Genomic DNA, 26425 nt, shown 5'->3' on the forward strand with positions numbered 1-26425 from the left:
TACAGGATGCGGGTGCGCAACGTGCCCGGAATGGCCGCCAGTTCTTCGCGCACCGCGGCGGCCTGCTCCTCGCTGGCGGTGATGTCGATCACCACGTAACCCACCTTCGGGTCCGTGCGCAGGAACTGGCCGTCGATGTTGACGTTGTGGCGCGAGAAGATCTCGTTGACCTTGGACAGCACGCCCGGCACGTTCTGGTGGATGTGCAGCAGGCGCAGGCTGTCTTCGTGTTCGGGCAGGGTCACTTCCGGGAAGTTGACCGCCGACAGGGTGCTGCCGTTGTCGCTGTAGCGCACCAGCTTGGCGGCGACTTCCACGCCGATGTTGTCCTGCGCTTCCAGCGTGCTGCCGCCGACATGCGGGGTCAGGATCACGTTGTCGTGGCGGGTCAGCGGTGATTCGAAGATGTCGCCGTTGCCCTTCGGCTCCACCGGGAACACATCCAGTGCAGCCCCACCGACATGGCCGCTGGCCAGCGCTGCGTCCAGCGCATCGATGTCGACCACGGTGCCGCGCGCCGCGTTGATCAGGTGCGCGCCCTTGCGCATCTTCGCCAGCTCGGTGCTGCCGATCATCCACTGCGTGGCCGGGGTCTCCGGCACGTGCAGGGTAACGATGTCGGCACGTGCCAGCAGGTCGTCCAGGCTGGCCGCGGCACGCGCATTGCCCAGCGCCAGCTTGGTTTCTACGTCGTGGAAGATCACCTGCATGCCCAGCGATTCGGCCAGCACGCCGACCTGGGTGCCGATGTGGCCGTAGCCGATGATGCCCAGCGTCTTGCCCCGTACCTCATGGCTGCCGCTGGCGGACTTCGACCAGCCGCCGCGGTGGCATTCAGCGTTCTTCTGCGGGATGCCGCGGGTCAGCATGATCGCCTCGGCGATCACCAGTTCGGCCACGCTGCGGGTGTTGGAATAGGGCGCGTTGAACACCGGGATGCCGGCCAGCTCGGCCGCGTCCAGATCGACCTGGTTGGTGCCGATGCAGAAGCAGCCCACCGCGATCAGGCGCTTGGCCTCGGCCAGCACCTCGGCGCTGAGCTGGGTGCGCGAACGAATGCCGACGATATGCGCCTCGGCGATGCGCGCCTTCAGTTCGTCCTCGGGCAGCGCCTTGGTGTGCGCCTCGATCTGGCTGTAGCCGGCGGCGCTGAATATCTCCACGGCGGTCTGGCTGACCCCCTCCAGCAACAGCACGCGGATATCCTGCTTCGGGAACGAGGTCTTCTTCGGCGACATGGGGCAACACGGCCAGTGGGACAGGGGCTGACCACTATGCCAGATCGGACCGCCCATGGTGCAGTGCGCAATTGGTTGCATCCGTAGCTATCTGTGCGGCACTGCGGGGCTGGACGCTGGCGCGTGCCACTGGCACGCTTGCCCGTTCGTCACGCACCGCGCTGGACCGACATGACCGATTCCCGCATTGCCTCGCTGCTGCAGGCCTGTCCCGGCCTGAAGCTGAAGACCGACCCATCCGACCTGGAGCATTACGGTCGCGACTGGACCCGGCGCTGGACGCCGGCGCCGCTGGCGATCGCGCTGCCGGCCACGGTCGAGGAGGTGCAGGCGGTGATGCTCTGGAGCGCGGCCGAAGCGGTTGCGGTCGTGCCCTCCGGCGGCCGTACCGGGCTGTCCGGCGGCGCGGTAGCCGCCCACGGCGAACTGGTGCTGAGCCTGGAACGGATGAACAAGGCCCTGGCCTACGACGCGGTAGACCGGACCCTGGTGGTACAGGCCGGCATGCCGCTCGAAGCGCTGCACAACGCCGCGCTGGAGCATGGATTGATCTATCCGGTCGACTTCGCCGCGCGCGGATCGTGTTCGATCGGCGGCAACATCGCCACCAATGCCGGCGGCATCCGCGTGATCCGGTACGGCAACACCCGTGAATGGATCGCCGGATTGAAGGTGGTCACTGCCAGCGGCGAACTGCTGGAATTGAACAAGGGCCTGATCAAGAACTCCAGCGGCTACGACTTCCGCCAGCTGCTGATCGGTTCGGAAGGCACGCTGGGCGTGATTGTCGAGGCGACGGTGAAGCTGACCGATCCCCCGCCGGCCAGCAACGTGATGCTGCTGGCGTTGCCCAGCTTCGAGGTGCTGATGCAGGTATTCGCCGCCTTCCGTGCGCGCCTGCAGCTGCAGGCGTTCGAGTTCTTCACCGACCGGGCGCTGGAACACGTGCTGGCACATGGTGCGCAGGCGCCGTTCGACGAAATGCATCCGTACTATGTCGTGACCGAGTTCGCTGCCAATGACGAGGCACAGGAAGCCGCGGCCATGGCGGCCTTCGAGGACTGCATGGGCAACGGCTGGGTCAGCGACGGCGTGATCAGCGCCAGCGACGCACAGGCGGCCCAGCTGTGGCGCCTGCGGGAGGGCATCACCGAATCACTGGCGCGCTACAAGCCCTACAAGAATGACGTCTCGGTGCGTATCTCGGCGATGCCGGCATTCCTGGCCGAGACCCAGGCGCTGATCGGCCAGGCTTATCCACACTTCGATGTGGTCTGGTTCGGCCATATCGGCGACGGCAACCTGCACATCAACGTGCTGAAGCCGGACGACACCAGCGACGCCGAGTTCCTTGCCCAGTGCGAGCAGGTGACCAAGCTGCTGGCGCAGGTGCTGGCGCGTTTCGATGGCAGCATTTCGGCCGAACATGGGATCGGCCTGGTCAAGAAGGGTTACCTGGACAGCACGCGCGGACCGGCGGAAATCGCGTTGATGAAGGCGGTCAAGCGTGCGTTCGATCCCGAAGGGCGGCTGAACCCGGGCAAGCTGTTCGACGCCTGATCTGGGCAAACCCTTCACGCACCCGTTACGCTCCACCCATTCCTTCAACCGGCCTGCGACCGATGATCCGACCGTTCCTGCTGATTGCCCTGCTGTCCCTGCCGCTGGCCGGCTTCGCTTCCAGCTTCGCCGGCACCTCGGCCGGTTCGGCAACCGGTGCATCGTCCGGCTCGTCGGGCAGCAGCTCGGGTGACGACAAGGTCGTGCGCGCTGCGCGCGATGATGCCGCGGCCTTTGTCGCCAGCGACGGCCAGATCCGTGGCGCGCGCCTGCAGGCCGCGCTGGTCCATCTGCGCGAGCAGGACGCTGCCGCGCAGCAGCAGAGCGATCTGGAACTGGCGCGCGCCCTGCTGGCGCGTTGATCCGGGCCGCATGCCGCGCGCGGTTTCGCTTGCCGTGGCGCCGGCCGATGCACGGCTGAACGTCTTGCGTACGCGGGCAGCAGCAGATGCCGGGCGCGACCCGGCGCTGTCCAAGCGTGCCCTGCATGCAGGATGGGGTATCGCATTGGCGTGGCTGGCGATACCGGTGGCGCATGCGACCGACCGCCTGCAGCTGGACCCCGCAGGCCTGGACCCAACACAACAACGGCTGGCCCGGCAGACCCTGGCCGACGTGCAGTCGCTGCTGCCCGAGGGGCTGCTGCGCGCGTTGCCGCCGCAGGTGCAGGTGCGCTGGAGTGAGGCCCTGCCGGCCGATGTGCACGGTCGGGCCTTTGGCGGACGCGTGTCGCTGCGTCGCGACCTGCTGGATGAGGAGGTGCCCGGCGCCCGCCGCGCGCGACGCAGCGCGCTGGTGCACGAACTGGCCCACGTTGCCGACCGCAACGGTGCAGGCTGGTCGCGCAGCGCGCGCTGGCGCGATCTGTCCGGCTGGCAGCGCAGGCCGTGGCATCTGGGCCGCGGTGACAATGATTTCCGTGACCGCAGCCCGGATCCCTACGAGCTGACGGATGCGGCCGAGTACCTGGCAGTGAATGCTGAGCATTTCGTGCTCGATGGTGCGTTCGCCTGCCGCCGTCCAGCCCTGGCGCAGTGGTACCGGGCGCATTTCGGCACGCCGCCATCGCTGCCACGCCCGCACTGTGAGGCAACCCTCCCATTGCTGCAGGCCGAAGCGGAGGAGGGGGCAGCCTCGTTGCTGCAGCTGGATCCCGCGCGCGTCTATGCGGTGGACTACCTGTTCGCTGAAGGCAGCCGGCAGCCGATGAGCCGCTGGGGCCACAGCATGCTGCGGCTGGTCATCTGCCGGCCGGGCCGGACGCCGGGACCGGCGTGCCGACTGGATCTCGAACATCACCGCGTACTGTCCTTCCGCGCGTTCGTGGGTGATGTGCAGATTTCCAACTGGCGTGGCCTGACCGGCGACTATCCGTCGCGCCTGTTCGTGCTGCCGCTGCAGCAGGTGGTGGATGAATACACCAAGGTCGAGCTGCGTGGCCTGCAGTCGCTGCCCCTGCGCCTGCAGCGCGAAGAAATCGCCAGCCTGCTGGAACGCACCGCGCAGGTGCATTGGACCTATGACGGACGCTACTACTTCGTCAGCAACAACTGCGCGGTGGAGACTGCGAAACTGCTGCAGGCCGGCGTGCCCCGGCTCGGCCAGGCCGGGCTCGCCCAGCTCACCCCGCGGGGACTGCGGCGTCGGCTGGCACGGCTGCATGTTCTGGACGACCAGGTGCTGGCGGATCGGGCGGGTGCGCAGGCCCAGGGGTATTACTTCGCCTCCGCGCGTGATCATTACCAGCAGCTTTTTTCCGTGGCTACCACCCAGCTCGCCTTGCCGGCGCGCGACGTGCGCGCATGGCTGAATCTGCCCGCGCGCGAGCGCGGCCCCTGGCTGCTGCAGGGTGATCTGCGCGCAAGTGCTGGCCTGCTGCTGCTGGAACAGGCCGCGCAGCGACGCGCGGAGCTGCGCGCGCGTGATGTGCTGAAGCGCCGTCTGCTGGCGGCGCCGGAGAGCGCTGAGGCACGCAGTCTGCGTGAACTGCTGGACCTGAGCGGGCAGTGGCTGCGTCCCGGGGAGCTGCTGGCGGACGGCGGCTATGGCTTGCCGCTGCCTGAGGAGCAGGTACTGCTGGCCGACCGCGTTGCGCTGGCCAGCGCCCAGGCGGTGCCGGCATGGCGGACCCTGCGCATGCAGCTGCGGCAGCAGCTGCCGGCGTCGCAGCGGGGGGAACTCGATGACATCGACGCGAACCTGGCGGTGCTGGGTGAGCGTCTGCGACGGCAGGCGACGCCTACTGACGCGGCAGTTCGATGACGAAGCGGCTGCCGCCGCTGCCACCGGGCGCGCAGTAGACCTTTCCGCCATGTGCATCGGCGATGGCCTTGACCACGGCCAGGCCCAGGCCGCTGCCACCACCCTGGCGCGAACGTGAACCGTCGGCGCGCATGAAGGGGCTGAAGATGTCCGCGTGCAGTGCCGGATCGATGCCGGGGCCCTCATCCTCGATGGCAACCTGCACGTGTCCCGGGGTGTCATGCACGGCAATCCGCACCCGTCCCGGGCTGGCGTAGCGCCGTGCGTTCTCCAGCAACGCAAGAAGCGCCTGCCGCAGGCGGGTCGGATCGCAGTGGGCGTTGTGCTCCTCGCGGCTGGTCTCCAGTTCCAGCACGAAGCCGGCCGCGCGGAACTGGGGATCGACCAGGGTCATCACCGAGTGCACCTCGGCCACCACATCGGTGCGGGCGCGGCGCACGTCCAGCCGGGCGTTGTCCGCCAGGCTCAGCACGCGCAGATCCTCGATCAGCCGCGACAGCCCTTCCACCTGCGCCAGCAGGCTGCGGAACTGCGATTCGTCGGGGTGGAACACGCCTTCGGCCAGGCCCTGCAGGCGACCACGCAGGATGGTGACCGGCGTGCGCAGTTCGTGGGCGATGGCGGCGTGCCACATCATCCGTTCGCTTTCCATGTGCTGCAGGCGGCGCGCCATCGCGTTGAAGTCGTCGACCAGCGCGGCGACCTCGCCGGGAGAGTTGCCGTCGGCGCTGGCGCGTGCGCCCAGGTCGCCGCTGGCCAGCGCGCGCACGCTGTCGACCAGCGAATTCAACGGGGACAGGATACGGTGGGCGAGGCGGAACGATGCGGCGATCGCAAGGGCCAGCCCGGTCAGGATGACACCGACCATCCAGGCCAGTTCGGGTCCGGTGGGCAGCCAGCTTTCCGGCTCGACCGTACTGGCCGGCGAAAACTCGACCAGCACCGCATACAGCAGCCAGGACGAGAGGATCATCATCACGATGACGCCGATCACCATCAGCGACATCGAGACGACGATGTGCCGGCTGAGCCCGGACCGGCGCATCAGCGGTCGGCCATCAGGCGGTAACCGACGCCGCGCACGCTGGCCGGGATGTTGACCATGCCCACGTCGTCCAGCTTGCGGCGCAGCTTGCTGACATGGCTGTCGACCGTGCGCTCCAGCGCTTCACTCTCAGGCAGGCATTCATGCATCAGTTCGCTGCGGCTGAAGATGCGGGTCGGTGCCAGGGCCATGCAGTGCAGCAGCTTGAACTCGGTCAGCGTCAGCAGGACTTCATGGCTGTAGCCATCGCCTTCCACATGCACGGCATGGGTTGCCGGATCGATCAGCAGCTGCCCGATGCGCAGTGCCGCCGGTGCATCCACGCGTGAGGATCTGAGCGTCCGCCGCAGCACCGCGCGCACGCGCGCAGCCACCTCGGCCGGGTTGAACGGCTTGACCACGTAGTCGTCGGCACCCATGCGCAGCGCGGTCAGCTTGTCCAGGTCCTGGTCGAGCGCGGTCAGCATGATCACCGGCGTTTCCCCGCGCTGGCGCAGCTGGCTCAGCACGCTCCATCCGTCCAGCCGCGGCAGTTGTACATCCAGCAGGACCAGGTCCGGACGCATGTTGCGGTGCAGGTCCAGTGCACTGTGGCCGTCGCCGGCGCGCAGGGTGCGCAGGCCCTCACGTTCAAGATAGGCAGTGAGGATGTCGGCGATCTCGGCCTCGTCCTCCACGATCAGGACCAGGGCGGCGAGGGCGGTGGAGGCGTGCATGCGTGGATCAGGCCATAAGGTGCTTGCCTCCATCGTATCTCCACACTTCCTCCATCGAAACCCCATCATCGCCGCGCAGACTGCGCGCTTCATGACCTATCCGCCGCGCCCGCGGCATTGTGCACAGCAATGAGAACCTTCAGGACCCCGGCCGCGTTGATCGCGGTCCTCGCCTTGGCCATGACGGCCTGTTCCTCGCCCGAAGCCAGCCCCGAACCCGCACCGCGCGTGAGTGTGGTCACCGTCGGCCCACAGGTCGTGCAGCGCGACGATGAGCTGCCGGGCCGCGTGACGGCCGTGCGTACCGCACAGATCCGTGCGCAGGTCGGCGGCATCGTGCAGCGTCGCCTGTTCGAGCAGGGGGCCGAAGTCACCGCCGGGCAGGCGTTGTTCCAGATCGATCCGGCGGCCTTCCGTGCGGACGTCGATTCGGCGCTGGCGGCCCTGCAGCGCAGCGAGGCGGCGCTTGCCCGCAGCCGTGTGCAGTCGCAGCGGCTGCACGCCCTGGCGGCGGCGCAGGCCGTCAGCCAGCAGCATCGCGACGACGCCAGCGCCGAGTACGAGCAGGCGCGCGCCGCGGTGAATGAAGCCCGGGCGATTCTTGCCCGCCGCCAGCTGGACCTGCGCTATGCGACGGTCAGCGCGCCGATCAGCGGACGCATCGATCAGGCATGGGTGACCGAGGGAGCGCTGGTCGGCGTGGCCGATGCCGAGCCGATGGCGGTGGTGCAGCAGATCGACCAGGTCTACGTGGATGTTCGCCAGCCTGCGTCCCAGCTGGAGTCGCTGCAGCGCAGCGCCGCGAGCGGTGGACAGTCGTCGGTGGCGATCATCGGCCCGGCGGGCCGGCCTTTGTCGGAACGTGGCGAGCTGCTGTTCTCCGGCATCAGCGTCGATGCGCGTACGGGCGACGTGATGCTGCGCATCCTGGTGAACAACCCGCAGCGCCAGCTGCTGCCCGGAATGTACGTACGGGCAAGAGTGCCGCGCGGTGCTCCGTCCAGTGCGCTGGTTCTGCCGCAGCAGGCCGTACTGCGCAGTGCCGGTGGTCAGGCCTACGCCTGGGTGGTCGGCAGTGACGGCAAGGCGGTGATCCGCACGCTGGAGATCGATGGCAGCGTGGATCGGCAGTGGCTGGTCCGGAATGGCCTGAAGGCGGGCGAGAAGGTGGTCGTCGAAGGCCAGGAGCGCCTGCAGGAGGGCGTGGTGGTCCAGATGCACGACTGGTCACGGCCCGTCGCCATTGCCGGGGCTGCACCGTCAGGTCGTCAGGGCTGAGTCCGCCAGGACCCGGCCGATCCAGGAAAATCCAACATGGCACGTTTCTTCATCGATCGCCCGGTGTTCGCCTGGGTGCTGGCGATCTTCATCATCCTTGCCGGTGTCCTGGCGATTCCGCGCTTGGCCGTGGAGCGCTACCCGGCAGTCGCTCCGCCCAGTGTCAGCATCTATGCGAGCTATCCAGGCGCAAGCCCGCAGACATTGAACGATGCGGTGGTCGCGCTGATCGAGCGCGAACTGTCCAGCGTCAAGCACCTGCTGTACTTCGAGTCGTCGGTGGATACCTCCGGGGAGGCGTCGATCACGGCGACCTTCCAGCCGGGAACCAACCCCGAACTGGCCCAGGTCGATGTGCAGAACCGGATCAAGGCGATCGAGCCGCGGTTGCCGCACAGCGTGCGCCAGAACGGGCTGTACGTGGAGGCGGCCGATTCCGGTTTCCTGATGCTGGTCGGCCTGCGTTCGCCGGATGCCAGCGTCAGCGAGGCCGCGCTGGGTGACTTCATGGCGCGCAACATCATCGAGGAACTGCGCCGCATCGACGGTGTCGGTCGCGTGCAGCTGTTCGGCGCGGAGCAGGCGATGCGCGTCTGGCTCGATCCCACGCGGCTGACCGGGTACGGCCTGACCATCGGTGACGTTGCCAGCGCCATCGAGCAGCAGAACCTGGAGATCGCACCGGGTCGCATCGGCGACTCCCCCGGTCTGCCCGGCCAGCGCCTGACCGTGCCGCTGACCGCCGATGGCCAGCTGTCCACGCCCGCGCAGTTCGCTTCGATCGTGCTGCGTGCGCGGGCGGATGGCTCGCGGGTACTGCTGGGTGACGTCGCCCGGGTCGAACTGGGGGCGCAGAGCTACGCCTGGGGTACCCGAGAGGATGGTCAGCCTGCGACGGCGGCGGGCGTCCAGCTGCGGCCCGGAGCGAACGCCGTACGCACTGCGGCAGCGGTGCGCGAAAGGATGGCCGAGCTGGCGCCGCTGCTGCCGCGTGGTGTCGAGGCGAGCATTCCGTTTGATACCGCACCCTTCGTCAGCATCTCGATCCGCAAAGTAGTGCAGACACTGCTGGAGGCCATGCTGCTGGTGTTCGCGGTGATGTACCTGTTCCTGCAGAACTGGCGCTATACGCTGATACCTGCCATGGTCGCGCCGATTGCGCTGCTGGGTACGTTCGCGGCGATGCTGGCGCTGGGGTTCTCGATCAACGTCCTCACCATGTTCGGCATGGTGCTGGCGATCGGCATCATCGTCGATGATGCGATCGTGGTGGTCGAAGGCGTGGAACGGATCATGGCCGAGGAGGGGTTGCCACCCCGCGAGGCGACGATCAAGGCAATGCGCGAACTGACCGGCGCGGTGATCGGCATCACCCTGGTACTGACCGCGGTGTTCATTCCGATGGCGTTCGCCAGTGGTTCGGTAGGCGCGATCTACCGTCAGTTCACCGTCGCGATGTCGGTATCGATCCTGTTCTCCGCACTGCTGGCGCTCAGCCTCACGCCTGCACTGTGCGCCACGCTGCTGCGCGGAAGTACACGCGGGCATCATGGCCGCAGTGGCCTGTTCGGCGCCTTCAACCGCGGCTTCGAGCGGATGACCGGCCGCTACCAGCGTGGCGTGGCCGCTGTGCTGCAGCGAAGCGGGCGCATGATGGGGGTGTTCGTCGCACTGGTGGCAGCGCTTCTGCTGGGCCTGAACGGGTTGCCCGGGGCATTCCTGCCGGAGGAGGACCAGGGGTACTTCATGACCTCGATCCAGCTGCCGGCCGAGGCGACCACCGAGCGCACGCTTGCCGTCGTTGAAGCGTACGAACATCACGTGGCCTCGCGCCCCGGCGTTGCATCCAACCAGTCGATCCTCGGGTACAGCTTCTCCGGCTCGGGGCCGAGTGCTGCACTGGCCTACACGATGCTGAAGGATTGGGGGGAGCGTGCCGGTGCGACGGCTGCCGGCGAGGTGGAGGCGGTACGGAAGGCGATGTCGACGCTGGTCGAGGGCGAAGTCATGAGCGTGATGCCGCCGGCCATCGACAGCCTCGGCCGCTCGTCAGGCTTCTCGCTGGCGCTGCAGGCGCGGACCGGGCAGACCCAGGCCGAGCTGCGCGCTGCCCTCCAGCAGCTGCTGCAGCTGGCCCAGGCCAGCACACTGCTGTCCGATGTGCATGCCGATGGAATGCCCGCAGGTACCAGCGTCCGGCTTGACATCGATCGCGCCAAGGCCGAGGCGATGGGCGTGGCGTTCAGCGAGATCAGCGGAACGCTGTCGGCGGCAATGGGCTCGCAATACGTCAACGACTTTCCGAACAAGGGACGGCTGCAGCAGGTCATCGTCCAGGCGGATGCGCCGTACCGGATGGAGCTGGGCGACGTGCTCAAGCTGTATGTCCGCAACAGCGAAGGGGGCATGGTGGCGCTGTCGGAGCTGGTCGATCCGCAGTGGACGGAAGCGCCCCTGCAGCTGCAGCGCTATCTCGGCTTCCCGGCATTGAATCTGTCCGGCGCGCCCGCGTCGGGCGTTTCCACCGGGCAGGCGATGGACGAGATGGAGCGCCTGGCCCGGCAGCTGCCGGCGGGCTTCGCACTGCAGTGGACCAGTCAGTCGCTGCAGGAGCGCGAGTCCGGCGCGCAGGCCCCGTGGTTGCTGCTGCTGTCGATGCTGGTGGTGTTCCTGGTCCTGGCGGCGCTGTACGAGAGCTGGTCCATACCAATGGCGGTGATGCTGGTGGTGCCGCTGGGCCTGCTGGGAGCCGTAGCGGCGGCGCTGCTGCGGGGCATGCCCAACGACGTGTTCTTCAAGGTCGGCATGATCACGGTGATCGGCCTGTCGGCGAAGAACGCGATCCTGATCGTCGAGTTCGCGCGACAGCTGCAGCAGCAGGGACGCGGGCTGGTGGAAGCGGCCGTGGAGGCAGCGCGCCTGCGCCTGCGGCCCATCGTGATGACGTCGCTGGCGTTCGCGCTCGGCGTGGTGCCCCTGATGGTGGCGCAGGGTGCCTCGAAGGAAACACAGCAGGCAATCGGTACTGGTGTGTTCGGTGGCATGGTCAGCGCGACCGTGCTCGCGGTGTTCTTCGTGCCGGTGTTCTATGTGGTGGTGCAGGGGGTGCGGCAACGGATCGCGCGGCGCCTGCGCAGGCGCCGGCCACTGCCGGAAGGATCTGTGGATGGGAACGGATAACGGTCAAACGCTGCACGACGTACAGCTGAAGGCGCTGGAACGGCGCCTGTGCCAGGCCCTGATCGATGGTGATCGGCAGGCACTGTCGCTGCTGTTGTCGCCGGCGATGTTCATGATGGATGGCGATGGTGGGCGTCTGTTTGATCTGCCCTGGCTGGATGACTGGTTGGGCGGGCACCTGCAGGTGCGGGCGCTGCATCTGCAGGCGGTGGACACCTTGCTGTGCGGTCGGCTGGCGCTGCTGTCCAGCCCGGTGCAGATGGTGGTCGTCCGGCACGGGCAGGAGCAGGCATTGCGGGTGCGTCTGTTGCGGGTCTGGGCCTGTAGTTCCGGCGGGGAGGGCGCGCAGCTGCTGTCGATGACGGTGCTCGCGGCGTGAACGCGATCACATCGGTTTCAGCGCCGGCTCATCGCCGGATGATAGGGTGGTTATCTTCAGTACGGTCGACAAGGAGTCGAGTCATGCGTGTAGTTTCCAGTCTGTCGACGGCTTCGCTGGCCCTGGTGCTGGCGGCCTGCCAGCCATCGACGCCGCCGGCCGCAGCAGGTGGCACGGCTGACCCTGCGCCGCCGGAGCCGCAGCCGCTGTCCACGAACTCGACCGCCAGCCAGACGGCCTATCAGTGTGGCGATCTGGCCGTGCGTGCGACGTTCAACGGCGAGGACGCAGCCACCGTGGTGATCGGGGATCGCACGTTCGCCATGACCTCCGAGCGTGCAGCTTCGGGGGCGAAGTACGGCGACGGGCAGGGCAACAGTTTCTGGACGAAGGGCCACGACGACGGGCTGCTCAGCCTGAAGGGCGAAGTGGACCGCGAGTGCCGCGCGGTGGAGACCACGGAAGGCGACGGCCGTGCCGGTGCTGCCGCGTTCAGGGCGACCGGCAACGAACCGGGCTGGCTCGCGGTGGTCGACGGTGACACGCCCGGCCTGCAGGTGCAGGTCGATTATGGCCAGCGGCACTTCGACGTGGGCGCGCCCAACCAGGGGGCGGACGGGTGGAGTGGCAAGGCTGCGGACGGTACCGACATCAAGCTCACCTTCCAGCGCACGACGTGCACGGACGACATGAGCGGCGAGCCATTCGAGGCGAAGGCGATGCTGACCGTCGGCACGCGCCAGTACCATGGGTGTGGCAATTTCGGCGCCAGGCAGCCGTAAGCGCGTCGGCAGAGCCGAGCGGGGCTCGGCTCTGCCAGGCGCGTGCGGTCAGTTCAGTCCGCGCGGCCTGCGAACTCGCCGGTGGCGGTGTTCACCAGCACGCGTTCGCCATTGACGATGTACTCCGGCACCATGATCTCGATACCGGTATTGAGCTTGGCCGGCTTGGGACGCTTGGTGGCGGTGCCGCCCTTCAGTTCCGGCGGGGTCTCGATCACTTCCAGCACCACCGAGGCCGGCAACTGGATGGCCACCGGCTGCTCGTCGATCACCTGCACGTAGATGCCGGTCAGGCCATCGGTGATGTAGCCGGCGTCGTCGCCGATGACGTCCGCATCCAGGGTGTAGGGGGTGTAGTCCTCGTCATCGAGGAAGACGAACGCATCGCCATCCTTGTACGAATAGGTGGACTGGCGGCGCAGCAGTTCGACCTCGACCAGATTGTCGTCGGCATCGAAGCTGGCATCGAGCTTGTTGCCGCCCGGCACGCTGTACATGATGAAGCGGAAGCGGACGTTGCCACCCCGGCCCTGCGGGGAGCTGCGCTCGATGTCGCGGATCTGGTAGACGCCGTTGTTGTACTCGACGACGTTGCCCTTCTTGATGTCGTTGGCTTTCATGGTGATCTGGGTCGTTGGGGGTGGACGCCGTCCCGGCGCCCGGGGGAATCACTTCGGAGCGAGGCGGGTAGCGCCGTCCAGGCGGATGGTCTCGCCATTGAGGTAGGTGTTGCCGAGGATGAAGCCGACCAGGCTGGCGAAATCCTCCGGCTTGCCCAGCCGCGACGGGAACGGGATCGAGGCGGCAAGCGACTGCTGTACGGCTTCGGGCATGCCATCGACCATCGGTGTCCAGAACACGCCCGGGGCGATGGTGTTGACGCGGATGCCGAAGCGCGAGAGCTCGCGGGCCATCGGCAGCGTCATCGACACCACACCGCCCTTGCTGGCGGCGTACGCGGCCTGGCCGATCTGGCCCTCATAGGCGGCGATGCTGGCGGTGTTGATGATGACACCGCGTTCGCCATCGGCGCCGGCCTCGTTGTGCTGCATGCGGTTGGCGGCGGCCTTGGCCACGTTGAAGCTGCCGATCAGGTTGACCATCACCGTGCCCTGGAAGCCGGCCAGCGGCATCGGGCCTTCCTTGCCGAGCACACGGCCCGCGCCGAGGATGCCGGCGCAGTTCATCGCCACGTTGAGCCCGCCGAGGAAATCGTGGGCCTGGTCGATGGCCGCCGCCACGGCAGCTTCATCACTGACGTTGACGTTGAAATAGCGGGCGTTGTTGGCACCCAGCGCGGCGACGGCGGTGCTGCCCTTGTCGTCGTTGAGGTCGAACAGGGCTACCTTGCCGCCTTGGGCGACGAGGTGCTCGGCCACGGCCAGGCCAAGGCCGGAAACGCCGCCGGTGATCACGGCACGTACGGAAGACAGCTGCATTGCACGGTCCTGCAGGTTCGAGAACCGCCGATTCTAACGGAAGCCACGACCGCTGCCGTTGTGCACCGCGCCGCCCGGCGCCCGGGCGACGCGCTCTGATGGATCAGACGGCCGCGAGCGCCTGGCCGGTGCGGCTGGCGGTCGCACGCCCGAGCAGGCCGGCCAGCCAACGACCGGTTTCCGCCAGCGCCGGCAGGTCCACACCGCTGTCCAGGCCAAGGCCCTGCAGCAGATAGACCACGTCCTCGCTGGCGACGTTGCCGCTGGCGCCCTTCGCGTAAGGGCAGCCGCCCGCGCCGGAGACGGCGCTGTCGACCACGCGCACGCCTTCTTCCAGGCAGGTGGCGATGTTGGCAATGGCCTGCCCGTAGGTGTCATGGAAGTGCACGGCCAGCGCGCTCATCGGGATCTCCGCGGCGACTGCCTGCAGCATCGCCCGCGCCTTGCGCGGCGTGCCGACGCCGATCGTGTCGCCCAGCGAGATCTCATAGCAGCCCATCTGGCGCAGGGCGCGCACCACCCGCACCACATCGGCCAGGGGGACCTCGCCCTGGTAGGGACACCCCAGCACGGTGGAGACATAGCCGCGCACCCGTACGCCATCGGCGGCGGCGCGGCGCAGGATCGGCTCGAAGCGTGCCAGCGACTCGTCGATGCCGGCGTTGGTGTTGGTGCGGTTGAACGCCTCGGAGGCGGCCGTGAACACCGCCACTTCCTCCACGCCGACCGCGAGCGCCCGCTCGTAGCCCTGTTCATTCGGTACCAGCACTGGATAGTGGATGCCGGGCCGGCGCTGGATGCCGGCATAGACCTCAGCGGCATCCGCCAGCTGCGGCACCCACTTCGGGCTGACGAAACTGGTCGCTTCGATGCTGCGCAGGCCGGTGGCCGACAGGCGGTTGATCAGCTCGATCTTGTCGGCCGTAGAGACCGGTTGCTTTTCGTTCTGCAGGCCGTCCCGCGGGCCGACCTCGACGATGCGGACGTAGTCGCTCATGCCTCCGTCTCCGCAGCGGGGCGCTGGCAGACCGCCTCGATGTTGTTGCCGTCCGGGTCGAGCACGAAGGCGGCGTAGTAGTTCGGGTGATACCAGGGACGCACGCCGGGAGCGCCATTGTCGCGTCCTCCGGCGGCCAGGGCGGCGGCATGGAACGCGTCCACCTGCGCGCGGTCGGTACAGGCGAAGGCGACGTGCACGCCATGGCTGACGCTGCCGCCATTGCCGATCCAGAAGAACGGCTTGCCATCGCGGCCGAAGCCGACCTGGTCATGGGTGCCGGTCTGCTCCGCGGTGACTTCCATCACCACGCCGATATGCAGTGGGGCCAGTGCCTGGCTGAAGAACGCCCTGCTGCGCGCCAGGTCGGCGCTGGTCAAACCAAGATGATCGAGCATGTTCAGGCCTCCGTGACCCAATGGGGGGCGCGCTTGTCGAGGAAGGCGCCCAGGCCTTCCTGACCCTCGGCCGAGACCCGCAGGCGCGCGATCAGGGCGGCATTGTCGCGGTCGAGCGCATCGCGGTCATGGCTGTCACGGACCTGCCGGACCAGGCGCTTGGCCGACGCTGAGGCGATCGGGCCGGCCTTGTCGAGCAGGGCCAGCTGGCGCTGCACCGCCTCGTCCAGCCGCTCCGGTTCCACCAGCTGGTGCACCAGGCCGATGCGCAGCGCGGTGTCGGCGTCGAAGTGCTCGCCGGTCGCGAACCAGCGGCGGGCCTGACGCGGCCCGATCGCCTCGATCACGTACGGTGAGATCACGGCCGGCAGCAGGCCAAGGCGGCTTTCGGTCAGGCCGAACCGGGCGCTGGTGCTGGCGATGGCGATGTCGCAGCAGGCGACCAGGCCGACACCCCCGCCGAAGGCGGCACCGTGGACCCGGGCCAGGGTCGGCTTGGGCAGTTCGTCCAGGGTGCGCATCAGGCGCGCCAGGGCCAGCGAATCCTCGCGGTTGTCAGCCTCGCTGGCAGCGGCCATGCCCCGCATCCACTGCAGGTCGGCACCGGCCGAGAAGGATGCGCCGTGGCCGGCCACCACCACCGCGCGCACCGCGTCTTCCCGCCCGGCCGCCTCCAGCGCGGCGGTCAGCCGGGCGATCAGGCCGGCATCGAAGGCGTTGTGCAGCTCCGGCCGGTTCAGCCAGAGGGTGAGGACGGCGCCACTGCGCTCGATCTGCAAAGCATCGTTCATGGGATTCCAGGGTCACTCCATACCTGTATGGATCATAGCGGGCCATTGGTCATGGGCCATGACGCGACGCGGGAATGTTAGAATCGAGAACCATTTACATCCAGCAGAGAACAGGCTAGATGACGCTGTCCGAACTGCCCCTGCATACCTCGGCCGTGGTCGACTCCGTGCAGGACCTGCATGCCAACGATGCCATTGCCCGCCGCCTGCGCGAGCTGGGCTTCGTCAAGGGCGAGGAGGTCCGCCTGGTGGCCAAGGGCCCACTGGGGGGAGAGCCGTTGCTGGTGCAGGTCGGGTTCACCCGTTTCGCACTGCGTATCAGTGAAGCCAAGCGCGTCGTGATCGACGCTGCCAGCCAGGAAAGACGTGCATGACCGCATCCGCCACTGCCGCCCCCCTGCGCATCGCGCTGGTCGGTAACCCGAACAGCGGCAAGACCGCCCTGTTCAACCAGCTGACCGGCAGCCGGCAGAAGGTCGCCAATTACACCGGCGTGACCGTCGAGCGCAAGGAAGGACGCCTGCGCGCACCCTCCGGCCGCGAGTTCGCCGTGCTTGACCTGCCGGGTGCGTACAGCCTGCACCCGGCGAGCCTGGACGAGGCGATCACCCGCGACCTGTGCCGCGGCTTCTATCCGGGCGAGGCCGCGCCGGACGTACTGTTGTGCGTGATCGATGCCACCAACCTGCGCCTGCACCTGCGCTTCGCACTGGAACTGCGCGAGTTGGGCAAACCGATGGTGGTGGCGCTGAACATGGTGGATGCGGCCGAGCGCCGTGGCATCCAACTGGACGTGGCAGCGCTGGAGCGCGAGCTGTGCGTGCCGGTGGTCGAGACCGTGGCGGTACGCAAGCAGGGCGCGCGTGCGCTGGTCGAGCGCCTGGACCGCATGGTGCCGCACCTGGATGCGCCGGTGCCGCCGGCCGAGGACGGCATCGACTACCACGCCCGGGTACGCGACATCCTGGCGGTGGCCGTGCGCATGCCGGCGCGCACCGCGAAGATCGACGACACGCTTGACCGCTGGCTGCTGCACCCGGTGTTCGGACTGGTGACGTTGGTCGTGGTGATGTTCCTGATCTTCCAGGCGGTGTTCGCCTGGGCGACACCGCTGATGGATGGCATCGAGGCCGGCTTCGGCTGGCTGGGCGAGGTGGTCGGTGGCGCGCTGCCGGAGGGGCCGCTGACCAGCCTGCTGACCGACGGCATCATCGCCGGCCTGGGAGGCGTGGTGGTGTTCCTGCCGCAGATCCTGATCCTGTTCGCGTTCATCCTCGCGCTGGAAGAGTCCGGCTACCTGCCACGTGCAGCGTTCCTGCTCGATCGGCTGATGGCCGCGGCCGGCCTGTCGGGGCGTTCGTTCATCCCGCTGCTGTCCAGCTTCGCCTGCGCGGTGCCGGGCATCATGGCCACCCGCAGCATCCAGGATCCACGCGACCGGCTGGCGACGATCCTGGTGGCGCCGCTGATGACCTGTTCGGCCCGCCTGCCGGTGTATGCCCTGCTGATCGCCGCCTTCATTCCCGATGGCAAGGTCGGCATCTTCAACCAGCAGGGCCTGGTGCTGTTCGGACTGTACGTGGCCGGCATCCTCAGCGCGCTGGCGATGTCGTGGGTCATGAAGAAGTGGCGCCGCGACAAGAGCGAGCATCCGCTGATGCTGGAGCTGCCCTCGTACCGTATTCCGCATCCGCGTGATCTGGCAGTCGGCCTGTATGAGCGCGGCATGATCTTCCTGCGGCGCGTGGGCGGCATCATCCTGGCGTTGACCGTGCTGCTGTGGTTCCTGCTGTCGTTCCCCGGTGCGCCTGCCGACGCCACGCTGCCGGCCATCGATTACAGCTACGCCGGCCGCATCGGCCATGCGATGACCGCGGTTTTCGCCCCGCTAGGTTTCAACTGGCAGATCTGCATCGCACTGATTCCGGGCCTGGCCGCGCGTGAAGTGGCGGTTTCCTCGCTGGCGACGGTGTACGCGCTGTCCGCGGCCGACGACGATGCGGCGATCTCGGCGCTCACGCCGGTGGTGGCCGATGGCTGGTCGCTGGCCACGGGCCTGTCGCTGCTGGTGTGGTTCATCTATGCGCCGATGTGCATCTCCACGCTGGCCACCATCAAGCGTGAGACCAACTCGTGGAAGAAGATGGGTTTCGCGGCGTTCTACCTGTTCGCAGCGGCCTACGTTGCAGCGCTGATCACCTACCAGGTGACCGTGGCGCTGGGAGGCGGCTGATGGACGCAGGACTGCTGCTCCAGTACCTGATCGTTGCGCTGGCCGTGCTGGTCAGCGCGTGGGTCGTACTGAAAAAGCAGTTCCCCGGCACCGTGCGCAGGATGCGCGGTGCCTTGGCACTGGCGCTGCTCAAGCCCGGCCGCGCCGGCTGGCTGCAGGCGCTGGGCCGCAGGATCGCGCCCCCTGTCAGTGGCGGCGGCGGTGCCTGTGGTGGCTGCGACAGCTGCGGGCCGACACCGCCGAAGCAGCACTGACGATGGCGGGAGAGAGCGGGGGCTGCTGCGCTCGCCGAAGCCTCAATCCCGCACCAGCCCACCGTCCACCACCAGATTCTGGCCGGTGACCGCGCGCGCCCAGGGGCTCGCGAAGAACAGCGCGGCGTCGGCGAACTCGGCCGGCGTGGTCACGCTGCGCAGTGGCGTGTTGGCGGCGATGTAATCGAACACCGCCTGCGGTGTCGCCGCGCTGGCATCGGTGCTGCGCAGCAGGCCGCCGGACAGCATGTTGACGGTGATGCCCTGCGGCCCCAGGTCGCCGGCCAGGGTGCGGGTCAGCGAAAGCAGGGCGGCTTTGGCGGCCGTGTAGTCGTGATAGGGCACCACCGGGTTCTGGAACAGATTGGTGCCGATGTTGATGATGCGGCCGAAGCCGCGCGCCTGCATGCCGGGCAGGGTGGCCTGCACGGTGTTGAGCGCGCCGCGCACGCTGCCTTCGAACTGCGCCTGGAACGCCGGCCAGCCAATGTCGGCAGCGCCGTCGCGCGCATCACCATTGAAGGAGAAGTCGGCCAATGCATTGTTGACCACAGTGGTCACGCCCTGGCCGAAATGCGCCAGCGCCTGCTGCAGGAGTGCCTCGATCTGGCCCCGGTCGGTGACGTCGGCGCGGAGCGCGAGTGCCTGCCCGCCCAGCTCCACCGCCAATGCACGTGCGGCCGCCTCGCTGCGGTGATAGTTGATGATGATCCGGGCACCCTGCGCGGCGAATGCGCGGGCGATATGCTGGCCAAGGCTGCGGCCAGCGCCGGTGACCAGTACCAGCTGTTCGCTGATCTGCATGGGAAATGCGGTCCATTGCATGAAGAGTCCTGCAGCGTAGCAGCGATGATGCTTGCCGGACCGGGCATGCTGCCGCTAGCCTGCGGGGCATGAACCAGACTCCCCTGCGATTGCTCATTCACGGCGCTTCCGGGCGCATGGGCCAGGCCCTGCTGCGGCTGGCCGCCGATCATCCCGAAACCCTGCAGATCGTGGCGGCGGTGACCGGCCGCGCGCCGGCCCAGCGGGTGGTCGACGGAGTGCCGTTCTTTGCCGCCAGCGAGCTGGCAGGGGCGCCGGCATTCGATGTGGCCATCGACTTCAGCCTGCCGGAAGGCTTCGATGCGATGCTGGCCCTGTGCGTTGAACGCGGCGCAGGCCTGGTATCGGGTACCACCGGCATCTCCAGTGCGCAGCGCCAAGCGCTGGACGCCGCCGCGGCGCGCATTCCGCTGGTGTGGGCTTCGAACTTCAGCCTCGGTGTCGCGGTGCTGGACGAGCTGGTCGAGCGCGCTGCGCAGGCCCTGTCGGGCTGGGACTGCGACATCGTGGAATCGCACCATACGCAGAAGAAGGATGCGCCCTCGGGAACGGCACTGACCCTGGGCGCAGCCGCGCAGCGGGGTGGGGCGGATCCGCAGTACGCCAGCCTGCGGGCCGGCGATATCGTGGGTGAGCATCTGGTGCAGTTCACCGGCCTGGGCGAGCGCATCGAACTGGTCCACCGGGCGACCAACCGCGACATCTTCGCCCGCGGTGCGCTGTTTGCCGCCCGCCAGCTGCAGGGGCGGGCGCCCGGGAGCTACCGGGTGCGCGACCTGCTGGACACCCCGGCGGGCTGATTCACGGGGTCGGATCCCTTTCCCACGGAAAGGGATCTGACCCCTCGCCGCGATTGCTGTCAGAGCCCTTTTCCCGCATGAAAAGGGATCCGACCCCGGCCATCGCGCTTTGCACACGCGGGCGTATTGAAATGAATACGCAGTCGCCTGTTCATGAAACGATTCAACCGCTGGCGCGAGCGCTCCGGCAGCGCTACAATTCGCACTCGCCGAATCACCAAAGCCGGACCGGTCCTGAACCGCACGTCCGCGCTTTTTTGCAACCGGATTTCCGTGAAGCACAGGCGTGACTTCGGCACCCCCTCGGTAGCCAAAGTGAGATTTCCGTGACCCAAGCCGCAATCCTCGTCCTCGAAGACGGCACCGTATTCGAGGGCGAATCCGTAGGCGCGCCCGGCCTGTCCGTCGGTGAAGTGGTGTTCAACACCGCCATGACCGGTTACCAGGAAGTGCTGACCGATCCGTCCTACGCCCGGCAGATGGTCACGCTGACCTATCCGCATATTGGCAACACCGGCATGACCGACCAGGACGACGAAGCCTCCAAGGTGTGGTCGGCCGGCCTGATCGTGCGCGATGTGCCGCGCCGCCCCAGCAACTGGCGCAGCCAGGTGTCGCTGCAGGACTGGCTGATCCAGCGTGGCGTGGTGGCCATCGCTGGCATCGATACCCGCAAGCTCACCCGCATCCTGCGCGAGAACGGCGCCCAGAACGGTGCGCTGATGGCAGGTGACGTCGATGTTGAGAAGGCGCTGGAAGCTGCCCGCAAGTTCCCGGGCCTGAAGGGCATGGATCTGGCCAAGGTCGTCACTACCGAGAAGACCTATGTCTGGACCGAGGGCCAGCTGGACCTGGATGCCAACGCCTTCGTCAGCGTGCCGTCGCGCTTCAAGGTCGTGGCCTACGATTTCGGCGTGAAGACCAACATCCTGCGCATGCTGGCCGAACGCGGCTGCGAAGTGACCGTGGTGCCGGCGCAGACCCCGGCGGCTGAAGTGCTGGCGCTGAAGCCCGACGGTGTCTTCCTGTCCAATGGCCCGGGTGACCCGGAGCCGTGCGATTACGCGATCGCCGCGATCAAGACCTTCATCGACGTGAAGATTCCGACCTTCGGCATCTGCCTGGGCCACCAGCTGCTGGGCCTGGCCTCGGGCGCGCAGACCGTCAAGATGGGCCATGGCCACCATGGTGCGAACCATCCGGTGCAGGACCTGGACAGTGGCCGGGTGATGATCACCTCGCAGAACCATGGTTTCGCGGTCGATGAAGCCACCCTGCCGGCGACGTTGCGCGTGACCCACCGGTCGCTGTTCGATGGCACCAACCAGGGCATCGCACGCACCGATGTGCCGGCGTTCTCCTTCCAGGGCCATCCGGAAGCGTCGCCGGGCCCGCACGACGTCGGTCCGCTGTTCGACCGTTTCGTGACCCTGATGGAACAGGCCAAGGCGTGATCCGCAGGCCACCGGCGACCGGTGGCACCGCGATGGACCGTAAGCCCCCGCATTGCTGCTGCCTCCCGGCGCGGCGCTGCGGATCGAGACTCCTGATCGACAGCGTGCGATCACTCCCCCTTGTCACGCTGTACTGACTTAGAGAAGAAAATGCCCAAGCGCACTGACCTAAAGACCATCCTCATCATCGGTGCCGGCCCGATCGTCATCGGCCAGGCCTGCGAGTTCGACTACTCCGGCGCCCAGGCCTGCAAGGCCCTGCGCGACGAGGGTTACCGCGTGGTGCTGGTCAACAGCAACCCGGCCACGATCATGACCGACCCGGAGATGGCCGACGCCGTCTACATCGAGCCGATCAACTGGCAGACGGTCGAGAAGATCATCGCCAAGGAGAAGCCCGACGCGCTGCTGCCGACCATGGGGGGACAGACCGCGCTGAACTGCGCGCTGGACCTGGCCGACAACGGCGTGCTGGAGAAGTACAACGTCGAGCTGATCGGTGCCAAGCGCGAAGCGATCCGCATGGCCGAAGACCGCGAGCTGTTCCGCGTGGCGATGGGCGAGATCGGCCTGGAGTGCCCGACCGCCGCCGTCGCTCACACGCTGGACGAAGCGCTGGAGATCCAGACCCGCGTCGGCTACCCGACCATCATCCGTCCGAGCTTCACCCTGGGCGGCAGTGGCGGTGGTATCGCCTACAACCGCGAAGAGCTGGTGGAAATCGTCAGCCGCGGCCTGGAACTGTCGCCGACCACCGAAGTGCTGGTGGAAGAGTCGGTGCTGGGCTGGAAGGAATTCGAGATGGAGGTGGTGCGTGACACCGCCGACAACTGCATCATCGTGTGCTCGATCGAGAATCTCGATCCGATGGGCGTGCACACCGGTGACTCGATCACCGTGGCCCCGGCGCAGACCCTGACCGACAAGGAATACCAGCGCCTGCGCGATGCCTCCATCGCCGTGCTGCGCAAGATCGGCGTCGATACCGGCGGCTCCAACGTGCAGTTCGGCATCAACCCGAAGACCGGCCGCGTGGTCGTCATCGAGATGAATCCGCGCGTGTCGCGCTCCTCGGCGCTGGCCTCCAAGGCCACCGGCTTCCCGATCGCGAAGGTGGCCGCCAAGCTGGCCGTGGGCTACACCCTGGACGAACTGAAGAACGAGATCACCGGTGGCCTGACCCCGGCGTCGTTCGAGCCGTCCATCGACTACGTGGTCACCAAGATCCCGCGCTTCGCCTTCGAGAAGTTCCCGGCCGCCGATGCACGCCTGACCACCCAGATGAAGTCGGTGGGCGAGGTCATGGCGATGGGCCGCACCTTCCAGGAATCGGTACAGAAGGCGCTGCGTGGCCTGGAAACCGGCAAGGTCGGCTTCGACCCGACCGGGCTGGACCTGGCCAACGAGGAAGACCTGCAGACCCTGCGCCGCGAGCTGAAGGCGCCTGGTCCGGAGCGCCTGTTCTACGTGGCCGACGCGTTCCGCGCCGGCATGAGCGTGGAAGAGATCTACGCCCTGTCGTTCATCGACCACTGGTTCCTGGATCAGATCGAGGAAATCATCGCTGCCGAAGGTGAAGTCGCTGCCGACGGCATCGACGCGCTCGACGCTGCGCGTCTGCGCAAGCTCAAGCGTGCCGGTTTCTCCGACGCCCGCCTGGCCCAGCTGACCGGCACCAACGAAGCGGCCATCCGCGCACTGCGTCGCGCCCACAAGGTGCGCCCGGTCTACAAGCGCGTGGACTCCTGTGCTGCCGAGTTCGCCACCGGCACCGCCTACCTGTATTCGACCTACGAGGACGAATGCGAGGCCGCGCCGAGCAACCGCGACAAGATCATGATCCTTGGCGGCGGTCCGAACCGCATCGGCCAGGGCATCGAGTTCGACTACTGCTGCGTGCATGCGGCGCTGGCGCTGCGCGAGGATGGTTATGAAACCATCATGGTCAACTGCAACCCGGAAACCGTCTCGACCGACTACGACACCTCCGACCGCCTGTACTTCGAGCCGCTGACGCTGGAAGACGTGCTGGAGATCGTCGAGCTGGAACAGCCGAAGGGCGTGATCGTGCAGTACGGCGGGCAGACGCCGCTGAAGCTGGCGCGCGCGCTGGAAGCCAATGGCGTGCCGGTGATCGGTACCAGCCCGGACTCCATCGACCTGGCCGAGGACCGCGAGCGTTTCCAGCAGCTGGTGGACAAGCTGGGCCTGAAGCAGCCGCCGAACCGTATCGCCCGCAACGACCAGGAAGCCCTGCTGCTGGCCCGCGAGATCGGCTACCCGCTGGTGGTGCGTCCGAGCTACGTGCTCGGTGGCCGTGCGATGGAGATCGTGTACGGCGAAGCCGATCTGGCCCGCTACGTGCGTGATGCGGTGAAGGTGTCCAACGATTCGCCGGTGCTGCTGGATCGCTTCCTCGACAACGCTGTCGAGTGCGATGTCGACATCATCGCCGACAAGGATGGCAACGTGCTGATCGGTGGCGTGATGGAGCACATCGAAGAAGCCGGCGTGCACTCGGGCGACTCCTCGTGCTCGCTGCCACCATACTCGCTGTCGGCCGAGACCCAGGCCGAGCTGCGTCGCCAGGTGGTGGAGCTGGCCAAGGCGCTGAACGTGGTTGGCCTGATGAACACCCAGTTCGCGATCCAGACCAGCGACGAGGGCGACGACACCGTCTACCTGCTTGAAGTGAACCCGCGTGCCTCGCGCACGGTGCCGTTCGTGTCCAAGGCCACCGGCATGCCGCTGGCCAAGATCGCCGCACGCTGCATGGCCGGCAAGACCCTGGCCGAGCAGGGCGCGACCGAAGAGATCGTGCCGGACTACTACTCGGTGAAGGAAGCGATCTTCCCGTTCGCCAAGTTCCAGGGCGTCGATCCGATCCTCGGGCCGGAAATGCGGTCCACCGGCGAGGTGATGGGCGTCGGTCGCAGCTTCAACGCCGCCTTCGCACGCGCGCAGGAAGCCGGCGGCATAAAGGCCCCGCCGATCGGCAAGGCCTTCGTGTCGGTGCGCGACCCGGACAAGAAGCGCGTGCTGCCGGTCGCCAAGGCGCTGCTGGCGCGCGGCTACAGCCTGGTGGCCACCCGTGGCACCGCCGCCTGGCTGCAGCAGCATGGCATGCAGTGCGAGATCATCAACAAGGTGGTCGAGGGTCGTCCGCACATCGTCGATTCGATCAAGAACGGCGAGATCGTCTACATCGTCAACACGACCGAAGGTCGCTCGGCGATTAACGACTCGTTCTCGATCCGTCGCGAGGCGCTGCAGCACCGCGTCACCTACTCGACCACCATTGCCGGCGCCAAGGCGCTGGTGGATTCACTGGAATTCCGCGGCACCGGCCCCGTCTGGTCGCTGCAGGAGCTGCACAAGGAGTTGAATGCATGAGAGCCCCCATCACGATGAAGGGCGCGCAGAAGCTGCGCGACGAACTGGATCACCTGAAGTCGGTCAAGCGGCCGAAGGTGATCGCCGCGATCGCCGAAGCGCGTGAGCATGGCGACCTGAAGGAGAATGCCGAGTACCACGCCGCGCGCGAGGAACAGGGCTTCATCGAAGGCCGCATCAAGCAGCTGGAAGGCGAGCTGTCGCACGCCGAGATCATCGACGTGAGCAAGCTCAATGCCGGCTCCAAGGTGGTGTTCGGCGCCAGCGTGACCCTGGCCGACGTGGAAACCGACGAAGAGAAGAAGTACCAGATCGTGGGTGACCTCGAAGCGGATATCAAGCTGGGGTTGATCGCGATTTCCTCGCCGGTGGCGCGCGCGATGATCGGCAAGCTGGAAGGCGATTCGATCGTGATCGACGCCCCGGCAGGCCAGCGCGAGTACGAGATCGTCAGCGTCAGCTACGTGGACTGAGCACGTGGCGACGGCGACCCTGCTGTTGCCCGCACGCAGCCGCTTTGCCGCGGCTGCGCTGCCGGACGATGTGGCACGTGCACTCGGCCGTGCCACTACGGTGCAGGTCGAGCCGGGTGAACGGGCGCAGCTGACGCGCCATTTCACGGTCGCCGCGCCGCACTGGCCGGTGGCCGCGTTGACCCGCCAGCGCGACGTCGGCGACGCCGCCGGCGCCAGCTGGCTGCGGGCTGATCCGGCCTGCATGGTGCCGGACATGCATGGCGCACGGATGATGGCCTACGGCGAAACCCTGCGACCAACCCTGGCAGACAGCCTCGCCCTGCTGCCGGTGCTGCAGCCGTTGTTCGCCGAGGCCGGCTTCGTGCTCGACGCGCCTGATCCGTCGCGCTGGTATCTGCGGCTGCCGATCGATACCGCACTGCCGGCGTTCGACGGTCCCGACGAGGTGCTCGGCGATGACCTGTTCTCGCACCTGCCGGAAGGCGAGGGCGGCCGCCGCTGGCGGGCGCTGATGACCGAGGCGCAGGTGCTGCTGCACAACCACTCCTGGAACCAGCAGCGCGCCGCGCAGGGCCAGCAGCCGATCAATTCGCTGTGGTTCTGGGGCGGTGGCGTGATGCCGGTGTCGGTCAGCACGGTGCATGCGCAGGTGCGCAGCCGCGATGCGCTGCTGCAGAGCCTGGCGCAGGCCGCTGGCGTGGCGGTGGATGGTGAGCAGGCTGTCGATGCGCTGGTTGACCTGCGCCAGCTGCGTTCGCTGCAGCAGTTGGGCAACGAGGCGATCCGCCCGCTGCTGGCCGCGTTGAAGCGTGGCGAACTGCAGCGGCTGGTGCTCGATTTCGAGGACGGCCTGCAGTTCCAGCTCGACCGTGGCCAGCGCTGGCAGTTCTGGAAGAAGCCGCGGCAGCTGCACGATTGAGCGGGG

24 protein-coding genes are annotated in these 26425 nt (G+C 67.5%); 15 read left to right on the top strand and 9 right to left on the bottom strand.

The window, feature by feature from the left end; translation table 11 throughout:
* Positions 1-1238: phosphoglycerate dehydrogenase (gene serA / locus N7367_RS09580; RefSeq protein ID WP_279942253.1), on the bottom strand; the 1238-nt coding region annotated here is incomplete at its 3' end.
* A 171-nt stretch (positions 1239-1409) separates the two neighbouring features.
* Here serA and N7367_RS09585 point away from each other — a divergent pair.
* The 3 genes from N7367_RS09585 to N7367_RS09595 all read left to right on the top strand — a co-directional run bounded on the left by N7367_RS09585 (position 1410) and on the right by N7367_RS09595 (position 5060).
* The gene (locus N7367_RS09585) at positions 1410-2798 is read left to right on the top strand and encodes an FAD-binding oxidoreductase (RefSeq protein WP_279942254.1); all 1389 of its coding nucleotides are present in this window, start codon (positions 1410-1412) and stop codon (positions 2796-2798) included.
* A 62-nt stretch (positions 2799-2860) separates the two neighbouring features.
* Positions 2861-3160, top strand: coding sequence for a DUF2388 domain-containing protein (locus N7367_RS09590; RefSeq protein WP_053519503.1), 300 nt, complete (start codon positions 2861-2863; stop codon positions 3158-3160).
* Between the two features lie 145 nt (positions 3161-3305).
* Positions 3306-5060 (top strand): DUF4105 domain-containing protein, encoded by a 1755-nt coding sequence (locus N7367_RS09595; RefSeq protein WP_279942286.1) that lies wholly within the window; start codon positions 3306-3308, stop codon positions 5058-5060.
* Here N7367_RS09595 and N7367_RS09600 read toward each other — a convergent pair.
* A complete protein-coding gene (locus N7367_RS09600; RefSeq protein WP_053519504.1) occupies positions 5038-6105 on the bottom strand; it encodes an ATP-binding protein in 1068 nt (355 codons plus the stop codon). The two genes, N7367_RS09595 and N7367_RS09600, sit on opposite strands and share 23 nt — an antisense overlap.
* A complete protein-coding gene (locus N7367_RS09605; protein WP_180876004.1) occupies positions 6105-6821 on the bottom strand; it encodes a response regulator in 717 nt (238 codons plus the stop codon). Before N7367_RS09605 ends, N7367_RS09600 begins: the two co-directional genes overlap by 1 nt.
* 129 nt (positions 6822-6950) lie before the next feature.
* On the opposite strand from N7367_RS09605, the gene N7367_RS09610 reads away from it, so the two are divergent.
* The 4 genes from N7367_RS09610 to N7367_RS09625 all read left to right on the top strand — a co-directional run bounded on the left by N7367_RS09610 (position 6951) and on the right by N7367_RS09625 (position 12440).
* The gene (locus N7367_RS09610) at positions 6951-8099 is read left to right on the top strand and encodes an efflux RND transporter periplasmic adaptor subunit (RefSeq protein ID WP_111186469.1); all 1149 of its coding nucleotides are present in this window, start codon (positions 6951-6953) and stop codon (positions 8097-8099) included.
* 36 nt (positions 8100-8135) lie between these two features.
* Positions 8136-11279 (top strand): multidrug efflux RND transporter permease subunit, encoded by a 3144-nt coding sequence (locus N7367_RS09615; RefSeq protein WP_279942255.1) that lies wholly within the window; start codon positions 8136-8138, stop codon positions 11277-11279.
* The gene (locus N7367_RS09620; RefSeq protein ID WP_279942256.1) at positions 11266-11658 is read left to right on the top strand and encodes a nuclear transport factor 2 family protein; all 393 of its coding nucleotides are present in this window, start codon (positions 11266-11268) and stop codon (positions 11656-11658) included. The genes N7367_RS09615 and N7367_RS09620 overlap by 14 nt, the downstream gene beginning before the upstream one ends.
* A gap of 83 nt (positions 11659-11741) precedes the next feature.
* The gene (locus N7367_RS09625; protein WP_053519509.1) at positions 11742-12440 is read left to right on the top strand and encodes an MliC family protein; all 699 of its coding nucleotides are present in this window, start codon (positions 11742-11744) and stop codon (positions 12438-12440) included.
* Positions 12441-12493: 53 nt separating this feature from the next.
* On the opposite strand, the gene yeiP is transcribed toward N7367_RS09625, so the two are convergent.
* From yeiP to N7367_RS09650, 5 genes are all read right to left on the bottom strand, one after another.
* Positions 12494-13060, bottom strand: a complete 567-nt coding sequence (gene yeiP, locus N7367_RS09630; protein WP_005409468.1) for an elongation factor P-like protein YeiP — start codon at positions 13058-13060, stop codon at positions 12494-12496.
* 48 nt (positions 13061-13108) lie between these two features.
* Positions 13109-13879: an SDR family oxidoreductase gene (locus N7367_RS09635; protein WP_279942257.1), complete on the bottom strand. Its 771-nt coding sequence runs from the start codon at positions 13877-13879 to the stop codon at positions 13109-13111.
* Positions 13880-13982: 103 nt separating this feature from the next.
* On the bottom strand, positions 13983-14876 hold the full coding sequence (locus N7367_RS09640) for a hydroxymethylglutaryl-CoA lyase (protein WP_279942258.1): 894 nt from the start codon (positions 14874-14876) through the stop codon (positions 13983-13985).
* Entirely contained in the window at positions 14873-15274 is a 402-nt protein-coding gene (locus tag N7367_RS09645; protein WP_279942259.1) for a VOC family protein, read from the bottom strand. Before N7367_RS09645 ends, N7367_RS09640 begins: the two co-directional genes overlap by 4 nt.
* Positions 15275-15276: 2 nt before the next feature.
* Complete coding sequence (locus tag N7367_RS09650) at positions 15277-16065, bottom strand: enoyl-CoA hydratase/isomerase family protein (RefSeq protein ID WP_053519513.1); 789 nt, start codon at positions 16063-16065, stop codon at positions 15277-15279.
* 119 nt (positions 16066-16184) lie between these two features.
* Here N7367_RS09650 and N7367_RS09655 point away from each other — a divergent pair, with 119 nt between their 5' ends.
* The 3 genes from N7367_RS09655 to N7367_RS09665 are packed head-to-tail and all read left to right on the top strand — an operon-like array spanning position 16185 to position 18552.
* The gene (locus N7367_RS09655) at positions 16185-16439 is read left to right on the top strand and encodes a FeoA family protein (protein WP_053519514.1); all 255 of its coding nucleotides are present in this window, start codon (positions 16185-16187) and stop codon (positions 16437-16439) included.
* Entirely contained in the window at positions 16436-18298 is a 1863-nt protein-coding gene (gene feoB, locus N7367_RS09660) for a ferrous iron transport protein B (protein ID WP_279942261.1), read from the top strand. The genes N7367_RS09655 and feoB overlap by 4 nt, the downstream gene beginning before the upstream one ends.
* Positions 18298-18552: a DUF6587 family protein gene (locus N7367_RS09665; RefSeq protein WP_197600519.1), complete on the top strand. Its 255-nt coding sequence runs from the start codon at positions 18298-18300 to the stop codon at positions 18550-18552. Before feoB ends, N7367_RS09665 begins: the two co-directional genes overlap by 1 nt.
* Positions 18553-18594: 42 nt before the next feature.
* Here N7367_RS09665 and N7367_RS09670 read toward each other — a convergent pair whose 3' ends face one another.
* Complete coding sequence (locus N7367_RS09670) at positions 18595-19356, bottom strand: 3-oxoacyl-ACP reductase (RefSeq protein WP_279942262.1); 762 nt, start codon at positions 19354-19356, stop codon at positions 18595-18597.
* Positions 19357-19445: 89 nt separating this feature from the next.
* Between N7367_RS09670 and dapB the strand changes: the two genes are divergently transcribed.
* From dapB to N7367_RS09695, 5 genes are all read left to right on the top strand, one after another.
* On the top strand, positions 19446-20177 hold the full coding sequence (dapB, locus tag N7367_RS09675; RefSeq protein WP_128988716.1) for a 4-hydroxy-tetrahydrodipicolinate reductase: 732 nt from the start codon (positions 19446-19448) through the stop codon (positions 20175-20177).
* A 326-nt stretch (positions 20178-20503) separates the two neighbouring features.
* Entirely contained in the window at positions 20504-21631 is a 1128-nt protein-coding gene (carA, locus tag N7367_RS09680; protein ID WP_279942263.1) for a glutamine-hydrolyzing carbamoyl-phosphate synthase small subunit, read from the top strand.
* Between the two features lie 150 nt (positions 21632-21781).
* A complete protein-coding gene (gene carB / locus N7367_RS09685; protein WP_279942264.1) occupies positions 21782-25024 on the top strand; it encodes a carbamoyl-phosphate synthase large subunit in 3243 nt (1080 codons plus the stop codon).
* An 8-nt stretch (positions 25025-25032) separates the two neighbouring features.
* Complete coding sequence (gene greA, locus N7367_RS09690) at positions 25033-25497, top strand: transcription elongation factor GreA (RefSeq protein WP_026347191.1); 465 nt, start codon at positions 25033-25035, stop codon at positions 25495-25497.
* 4 nt (positions 25498-25501) lie between these two features.
* The gene (locus N7367_RS09695) at positions 25502-26419 is read left to right on the top strand and encodes a phosphoglycerate mutase (protein WP_279942265.1); all 918 of its coding nucleotides are present in this window, start codon (positions 25502-25504) and stop codon (positions 26417-26419) included.
* Positions 26420-26425: the final 6 nt, after the last annotated feature.

Origin of the sequence: Stenotrophomonas sp. GD04145, assembly GCF_029835135.1 — a bacterium.
Classification (GTDB): domain Bacteria; phylum Pseudomonadota; class Gammaproteobacteria; order Xanthomonadales; family Xanthomonadaceae; genus Stenotrophomonas; species Stenotrophomonas maltophilia_P.